Here is an 8329-nt window from a genome sequence, read left to right on the forward strand (position 1 = left end):
TGCTGCCGGGTGCGGCATAGCGTACGCGATATTCAATCTAAAAGAGTAGCGGGATGTGGACAAGGAAGCGGCGGTAAACGTAATGGCAAATGCTGGCTCAGCCATGTGCGCATAAATTTTTACCACCGTTGGAATCGGACAGATATGATCACACTGGATTCTATATGAAATAACATCAATGATAATCGTTTGCATTCTCATTTGTGATGTAGTTAACATGTTATAACATATTGTTACCGGGCGTTAATTACTCACATGAAAAGAAAGCTTTTTATTTATTCTGCGGTCTTCATGTCTTCAATAAGCGCCAGCCTGCCGGGCTGGGCCGACGAAACGGAATCTGAAAAATTAATTGTTGAAGGGACAGCGCAAGAGCGGCTCAAGCAGCAGCCCGGCGTGTCGATTATTACGGCCAAAGATATTCAAAACCATCCGCCGGTAAACGATCTGTCGGATATTATCCGCAAAATGCCCGGTGTTAATTTAACCGGCAACAGCGCCTCCGGAAGCCGGGGAAATAACCGGCAAATTGATATTCGCGGTATGGGCCCGGAAAATACCCTGATTATGGTGGACGGTATTCCGGTCACCTCGCGCAACGCCGTGCGCTACAGCTGGCGGGGCGAACGCGACACCCGCGGCGATACCAACTGGGTGCCGGTGGAAATGGTCGAACGCATTGAAGTTATCCGCGGCCCGGCGGCGGCGCGCTATGGTTCCGGCGCCGCGGGCGGGGTGGTGAATATCATCACCAAGCCCGCGACCAATAAATGGCACAGCTCGCTCTCCTTATTCACCAACCAGCCCGAGAGCAAAAAAGAGGGCAGTACCGAACGCACCAACTTTAGCCTGAGCGGGCCGCTGGCGGGAGATGTTCTGTCGATGCGCCTTTACGGCAACATCAATAAAACCGATGCCGATAAGTGGAATATTAACCCGGAGACGCCGTCGGGCCGCCAGCCGGGCGGCAGGGAGGGGGTACGCAACCGGGATATCAACAGTAAATTTATCTGGAAGCCCACCGAGAATCAGATAATCAACATGGATCTCGGCTTCAGCCGCCAGGGCAACATCTACACCGGCGATACCCAAAACAGCAACCCCAGTGTCCTGACCGAGAGTCTGGCGCGCAAAGGAGCCGAAACCAACCGTATCTACCGCCAGAATTACGGTATCACCCACGATGGTGTCTGGGACTGGGGCCAGTCGAAGGTCGGCGTGTATATGGAAAATACTCACAACACCCGGCTTAATGAAGGGATGGCCGGCGCGGGAGAGGGGCGGATCGCGGAGCTGGATGACTTTACCACCAGCCGGCTGGAAAACCGCCGCGTCACCGGCGAGCTGAATATTCCCGTCACCCTGCTGGTCGATCACGTTCTGACGCTGGGCGGCGAATGGAGCCACGACAAACTCAACGATCCCGCTTCCACCAGCTACAGCGCAAGGGATAGGGAAGTAGGCAGTGTCTCCGGTAGCCCCACGGGCAGAAGCAGCAAAATCCACTCAGAAATCAGCAGCCTGTATATCGAAGATAATATTGAGCCCCGGGCCGGAACCACGATCATCCCCGGCCTGCGCTTCGACCATGATAACCGCTACGGCGGCAACTACAGCCCGAGCCTGAACCTGTCGCAGGAACTCAGCGACAGCATCAAGCTTAAGGCCGGGATCGCCCGCGCCTTCAAGTCGCCGAACCTCTACCAGTCCAGCAAAGGCTATTTGATGTACTCCCGCGGCAACGGCTGCCCGGTTGATCTGGGTACCGAGAATGGCTGCTACATGCTGGGCAATCAGGATCTCGATCCTGAAACCAGCGTGAATAAAGAGGTTGGCCTCGACTTTAATAACGATGAGGTCCATGCCGGCGTGACCTACTTCCGCAATGACTACAAGAATAAAATTGTGTCCGGCGACAGGATTGTCGGCACCACCGCCACCCGCCAGAACGTGCTGCAGTGGGAGAACGGCGGCAAGGCCATTGTTGAAGGGTTTGAAGCCAGCTTCGGCTTCCCGCTGATTGCGGATAAGCTGGACTGGAGCACCAACGCCACCTACATGATCAAATCGAAGCAGAAGAGCACCGGCAACCCGCTCTCAATCATTCCCAAGTACACCCTTAACCACTCGCTGGACTGGACGGCGACGGAGAAGCTCACCGCGTCGCTGGGCTGGACCATGTACGGCAAGCAGAAGCCGCGCACCCGGGCGGAAATTAATGCTGATAGCGGGGGAATGTCGGGACGGGAAGTGGGCAGCTATTCGCTGCTGGACACTAACTTCACTTACGCGATCAATAAACACCTGCGCATTAATCTCGGGGTGGATAACCTGCTGGATAAATCTCTCAAGCGCAGCGGGGAAGGTGCGAATACCTATAACCAAAGCGGGCGCTCTTACTATGGCGGGGTGACAACCTCTTTCTAAGCCGCTGCAAATACGTAAAGCCGCACACTTTTCGCTGCCTGTAGCGGAAGGCGTGCGGCTTTGCGCCATCACCTCATACCGTTAGCGAGATGTTATTATGCCTACCCGGAGCCGGCGCCGCTTTTTTAAACTGTGCGCTAAAACTGCAGGAGTGCTTTTCACGATGACGCCATTATTTAATTCTATCCGCCCCGCCTTTGCCGGCGATCCCGCCACCCGCGACGATGATTTTTTATGGCTGGAAGAGGTGAACGGCAGGCGTGCCCTGGAGTGGGTACACGCTGAAAACACGCGCACCTCAGCGGCCTTTACCCAGGGAGATGATTTTTCCCGGTTGAACCAGCAGCTGCTGGATCTGCTGAACAAAGATTCCCGGCTGGCGCAGGTGGCGCAATACGGCGACTATTACTACAACTTTTGGCAGGATAAACAGAATCCCCGCGGCCTGCTGCGGCGCACTACGCCTGCCGGGTATGTGAAAGACGCGCCGCCGTGGGAAATAGTGCTCGACATTGATGCGCTCTGCGCCCGCGAGGGCAAAAACTGGGTCTACCAGGGATTTACTGCTCTGGAGCCGGACTACCACCTGTGCCTGGTGGCGCTCTCTCCCGGCGGCGGTGACGCCGCAGAGTATCGCGAGTTTGATTTAGCCGCGAAGCAGTTCGTGAAATCCGGTTTTTATGTTCCGGTGGCCAAAAGTCATGTCTCCTGGGTGGATAAAGATACGCTTTTCGTCGCCACCGACGCTGGCCCGGGTTCGATGACCCACTCCGGCTATCCCCGCATCGCCAGGCGCTGGAGGAGAAATACGCCATTTGATACCGCGCAGATTGTCTATCAGGTTGCCGAAGACGATATGACGGTGGCGGCCTACCGGGACAGCGGCGGCGGGTTTACCCGCGATTTTGTCGGCAGGATCAAAGACTTTTTCCACGGTGAATATTTCCTGCTCGCGCAACACGATAAAAAAATCAAAATTGATATTCCGGACGACGCGAGGTTCAGTACCTTTCGGGAGTGGCTGATTATCCGGCTCAACAGCAGCTGGGTGGTTGAGGGTAAACACTATGTGGCCGGCTCGCTGCTGGCGGCCAATTTTGACGACTATATTGCGGGCAAGAAAACGCTGCATCCGCTGTTCATTCCGGGCGAAAGTACGGTGCTGCAGCGCTATACCCGCACCCGGGATAGCCTGATCGCCAGCGTGATGAATAACGTTGCCAGCGAGCTGGTGATACTGACCCCTAAAGCGGGCCGCTGGACGCGCGAATCGCTGGTTAAACCGGACAATTTCAGCACGCTGATGGTGGGCAGCACCAGCGACGAGAACAACGGCTACTTGCTCACGTCCAACAGCTATCTGCAGCCGGCCTCTTTGTATCGGGGGGAGCTCTTTACCGCTGAGCCGACGCTGATTAAGCAGGCGCCGGCAGATTTTGACGCGGATAAGTATGCCGTGAGCCAGCATTTTGCCGTCTCAAAAGACGGTACCCGCATTCCCTATTTTCAGATAGCGCGTAAAGAACTGCCGCTGAATGGAAAAAATCCCACGCTGCTGTACGGTTACGGCGGATTTGGTATCTCCCTGACGCCGCAGTACCTGGGCGGGAAGGGCATTTCGTGGCTCGATCGCGGCGGCGTTTATGTGGTGGCGAATATTCGCGGCGGCGGGGAGTTCGGCCCCGACTGGCACCAGTCGGCCATCCAGCAGCATAAGCTGCGCTCCTATGAAGATTTCGCCAGCGTCGCGCAGGACCTGATCGCCCGCCGCGTGACGACACCGGCGCATCTTGGTGTCGAGGGCGGCAGCAACGGCGGCCTGCTGGTGGGAAATATGCTAACGCGCTATCCGCAGCTGTTTGGCTGCGTGGTGTGCGAAGTGCCGCTGCTCGATATGCAGCGCTATACCCGGCTCTCCGCGGGCGCCTCGTGGATTGCCGAATACGGCGACCCGGACAAGCCCGACCAGTGGCAGTACGTTAAAACCTTCTCGCCCTACCACAATCTCCACTCCGGCGTGACCTATCCGCCGGTGCTGTTTTACACCGCCACCAGCGATGACCGGGTTAATCCAGCGCACGCCCGTAAAATGGCCGCGCGGATGCAGAGTCTCGGCATTGAGAACGTCTATTTTTATGAGAATACCGACGGCGGCCACAGCGCCTCGGCGGATAAAAAGCAGTCGGCGTTTCACAGCGCGCTGGTGAGCGAGTTCTTGTGGCGGAATCTGGGCTAAGTAACGTTTTGACGATTTGCGCCGGGCGCTTTGTGGAAGGGCGTCCGGCGCAGCCTGCTGTGGCGTTAAATAGCCGCGCCCTCAAATAAATACCGCATTGTGGCACCTTTTCATTCTTTACCCACCGCCGCGCCATCAGCAGACTCTTATCATCTCCCCCGCATTTCGCACAGATAAGCAGGAAGCTAAAGCCAAAAAGCGCTATACCGTTGTACTCTGTACCTAAACACACAACAAAGGACGGGGTATGAAACCGAAGCAATCCGCACAGCTGTGCGATCTTGTCATATTCGGCGCCAGGGGGGATTTGGCGAGGCGCAAGCTGCTCCCTTCGCTTTACCAGCTGGAGAAAGCCGGTCTGATACATCCGCAGACGCGGGTTATCGGCGTTGGCCGCGTGGAATGGAGCCGCGAGGATTATCTCAAGGTGGTCCGTGACGCGCTGAAAACCTTTATGTCCGACGATATCGATCCGGCCGTGTGGGAGCGCCTCAGCGGCCGCCTCGATTTTTTTAATCTGGATGTGACGGACACCGCCGGATTTAAAAAGCTGGCGAAGAAGCTGGGCCGCAGCGAAAGAACCACGCTCTACTATTTTGCGATGCCGCCCTCCACCTTTAGCGTAACCTGCGAAGGGCTGGGTAAGGCCGGGCTGAATCATGCGCTGTCCCGGGTGATTATGGAGAAGCCGCTCGGCAACTCGCTGGCGTCATTTCGCGAAATTGACGACGTGGTCAGCCGCTACTTTACCCAGCCGCAGGTTTACCGCATCGACCACTATCTCGGCAAAGAGACGGTGCTAAACCTCTTTGCCCTGCGCTGTGCCAACGGGCTGTTCCTCAGCAACTGGGATAACCGCACCATCGACCAGGTACAGATTACCGTTTCCGAAGATATCGGGATCGAAGGACGCTGGGGATATTTTGACCCGGCCGGACAGATGCGGGACATGATCCAGAGTCATCTGCTGCAGATCCTGACTATCGTGGCGATGTCGCCGCCGGTGGAGCTGACCGCCGAGGCTATTCACGATGAAAAAGTGCGGGTGCTGAAGGATCTCAAGCCCATTGATAAACACACCGTTCGCGAAAACACCGTGCGCGGGCAGTACACATCCGGTTTCGTTCAGGGTAAAAGCGTACCCGGCTACCTGGAAGAGAAAGGGGCCAACCCGCACAGCACCACCGAAACCTTTGTCGCCATTCGCGTCGATATCGACAGCTGGCGCTGGGCCGGCGTGCCGTTTTACCTGCGCACCGGCAAGCGCATGCCGGTGAAATACTCGGAGATTGTCGTCTATTTCAAAAGGCCGCAGATTAACCTGTTCAGCAGCTCTTTCGAGGAGCTGCCGCCCAACAAGCTGACTATCCGCCTGCAGCCCGACGAGGGCATCGATATTGAAATCCTCAATAAGGTGCCGGGGCTGGAGCACAAGCACCGGCTTGGAAAATCTAAGCTTGATTTGAGTTTCAACAAGGCGTTCAACCAGGCGCCTGCCGCGGATGCCTACGAGCGCCTGCTGCTGGAGGCAATGAACGGCGACCGGATGCAGTTCCTGCACCGTGACGAAGTAGAGGCCGCCTGGGCGTGGGTGGATTCGATCATGGAAGCCTGGGCCAGCGACGGCGAGCGGCCGCGCCCGTATCCGGCCGGTACCTGGGGACCCGTAGCATCCGATGCGATGATTGCCCGAAGCGGGCACGCCTGGAGCGAGATCGGCGATAAAACCTAGTCTGGCCTGGTGCAGCAGTGAAGCAGGGCGGCTGCGCCTGCTGTTAACGCGGGTTTGTAACGCATAACCCGCGGGTAAGAAAGTCTGACTCGCTTTTTACAGTACCGCCCGCAAAACGGTGAATGCCCTACGGAGCATTCACCGCAACCTCCGAATCCATCTTCCGTTTTCCATTTTTAACCCGTGAGTTCTTTGTCCAATCTCCCCATAATTATTTTTATAGCTTTACACCTATATAATCTTTAGCCTATATTTTCCGGGAGGTCCCGTGTGGACGATTAAAACAACGGATGTGTTCGATCGCTGGTTTACCGTGCTCAACGATGCCGATCGAGCCTGCGTGCTTGCGGCACTGCTGGTTTTGCGGGAAAAGGGGCCGGGTTTGCCGAGGCCCTATGCTGATACCCTAAAAGGTTCCCGCTACAGCAACATGAAAGAGCTGCGCATTCAAAGCAGGGGCGATCCGCTACGGGTTTTTTTTGCTTTTGACCCGTACCGCACCGGCATTGTGCTTTGCGCCGGGAACAAAGTTGGCAATGAAAAGCGTTTTTACGATGAGATGCTCCCGGTTGCCGAACGGCAATTCGCGAACTGGCTTATGGGTTTAAAAGAGAAGGAGTAATACGATGGGGAGAACGCTGGAACAGCTTCTTGCGGATGAAAAACCGGAAGTGGTAGCCGACGCCAGGGCAATGGCGGAGGAGATCCTGCTCAACATTCATCTTGCCGAACTGCGTGAGAAAGTGCGCAAAACCCAGGTGGAAATGGCGCAGGCGCTGGGCGTCCGGCAGCCAACCGTTGCCGGCATGGAAAAGCCCGGGCGGGATCTGAGGCTTTCCACCCTTAAACGCTACGTTGAAGCCACCGGCGGCAAGCTGCGCCTTGAAGTCGAGCTGCCGGACGGCTCCCACTATGGGTTTGTTGTCTGAAAGCGGCATCATGGAAAGGTCAGCATGGTGCGCTGCGGCCTGTGCTGTCGCACTCATCGGATTGATCAAAAACTTGCGGCCGAGCGTGTCACGGTGCTGAAAAGCAATAAATATCCTTCGGCATAGCCGGAGGTTTTTCATATGTGCCTGTAAGGCTCTATTGCCAGCAGCGCCCTAACAGGCGCATTGCAATCTGACATTTGAATTTTCAACCTGCGGGGGTTTTCCGGATGGCTCCTGTACTGTTCACTTTTCAGTTTAGCAATTGGTTTTCCGTTAATCCCATGCAATTATTATGGTTTAGTGCTGCCGCTGACTGGCGGGTCTACGCACCCAAAATCCCTCGTCGCGATGACTTTGGTTAAATTCGTTTTGGTTTGTGATGGGGAAGTGCCTTTTTCAGACAGCAATAACAGGAGCTTAACGCATGGAAGATAAAGAAAATCGAGCTTATCACCGGCCTGTCTGGGATGACGACGGGCGACTTCATTATGAAATCATTCCCCAGGCGAAAGAAAAAAATTACGTGGCGGTTTGCCTCAAGCCGGCCGACAAAGTGATCCCGGTGATTTTTCTTCCGGGGGTGATGGGGTCAAACCTGAAAAATGAGGACGGTGAAGTCTGGCAGTTCAGCGCCCAATCACTTAAAAAATGGCCGTTTGCTAACGCCAAAAAAAGAAAGAGGCTTCTGGATCCGAAGACCACGACGGTTGACGACGGCGGGGAGATTTTAAACGACGGGGCTGACGGGAAAAAATTCCCCTCGCGGCGGGCGCGTGGATGGGGGAGCGCGTTTTACAAGAGCTACGGGGAGGCGCTCGACCGGCTGCAGTACCTGCTCAGCGACGACGATATCCTGCTGGATAATTACTTCAGGGAGGCGCAGCTGCAGACGGCGCGACAGCGTTTTACCGGCGTCAGGATAGGCAACGAGCCGGAGCAGCAGGTACTGACCGGGGAAGAAGTGGCGCACGGGCATCTGTTTTTATTTCCACTGCACGTGTT

Annotated in this window: 6 protein-coding genes and 1 pseudogene; 6 read left to right on the plus strand and 1 reads right to left on the minus strand. The window is 55.9% G+C overall.

Annotated features, from left to right (window positions below; all coding sequences use genetic code 11):
* Window positions 1–195 (minus strand): hypothetical protein (locus tag QZ766_RS02690; protein WP_297196975.1); only part of this gene is annotated, 195 nt, incomplete at its 3' end.
* A gap of 60 nt (window positions 196–255) precedes the next feature.
* On the opposite strand from QZ766_RS02690, the gene QZ766_RS02695 reads away from it, so the two are divergent.
* The 6 genes and pseudogenes from QZ766_RS02695 to QZ766_RS02720 all read left to right on the plus strand — a co-directional run.
* Window positions 256–2427 (plus strand): FepA family TonB-dependent siderophore receptor, encoded by a 2172-nt coding sequence (locus tag QZ766_RS02695; protein WP_297196977.1) that lies wholly within the window; start codon window positions 256–258, stop codon window positions 2425–2427.
* Between the two features lie 163 nt (window positions 2428–2590).
* Window positions 2591–4663, plus strand: coding sequence for a prolyl oligopeptidase family serine peptidase (locus QZ766_RS02700; RefSeq protein ID WP_297196979.1), 2073 nt, complete (start codon window positions 2591–2593; stop codon window positions 4661–4663).
* Between the two features lie 247 nt (window positions 4664–4910).
* On the plus strand, window positions 4911–6395 hold the full coding sequence (gene zwf / locus QZ766_RS02705) for a glucose-6-phosphate dehydrogenase (protein WP_297196981.1): 1485 nt from the start codon (window positions 4911–4913) through the stop codon (window positions 6393–6395).
* Between the two features lie 268 nt (window positions 6396–6663).
* Window positions 6664–7017 carry a type II toxin-antitoxin system RelE/ParE family toxin gene (locus QZ766_RS02710; RefSeq protein WP_297196983.1) on the plus strand — a complete coding sequence of 118 codons (354 nt, stop codon included), beginning with the start codon at window positions 6664–6666 and terminating at the stop codon, window positions 7015–7017.
* A 4-nt stretch (window positions 7018–7021) separates the two neighbouring features.
* Window positions 7022–7324, plus strand: coding sequence for a helix-turn-helix domain-containing protein (locus QZ766_RS02715; protein ID WP_297196985.1), 303 nt, complete (start codon window positions 7022–7024; stop codon window positions 7322–7324).
* A 427-nt stretch (window positions 7325–7751) separates the two neighbouring features.
* Window positions 7752–8329: pseudogene (locus QZ766_RS02720) on the plus strand (hypothetical protein); the annotation flags it as partial.

It is taken from the genome of uncultured Pluralibacter sp. (assembly GCF_913775985.1).
GTDB lineage: Bacteria > Pseudomonadota > Gammaproteobacteria > Enterobacterales > Enterobacteriaceae > Pluralibacter.

Excerpts from the sequence above, each read along its gene's own strand:
- QZ766_RS02715 (WP_297196985.1), top strand. The coding sequence starts at position 7,022 with ATGGGGAGAACGCTGGAACAGCTTCTTGCGGATGAAAAACCGGAAGTG.
- QZ766_RS02695 (WP_297196977.1), top strand. The coding sequence starts at position 256 with ATGAAAAGAAAGCTTTTTATTTATTCTGCGGTCTTCATGTCTTCAATA.
- zwf (WP_297196981.1), top strand. The coding sequence starts at position 4,911 with ATGAAACCGAAGCAATCCGCACAGCTGTGCGATCTTGTCATATTCGGC.
- QZ766_RS02700 (WP_297196979.1), top strand. The coding sequence starts at position 2,591 with ATGACGCCATTATTTAATTCTATCCGCCCCGCCTTTGCCGGCGATCCC.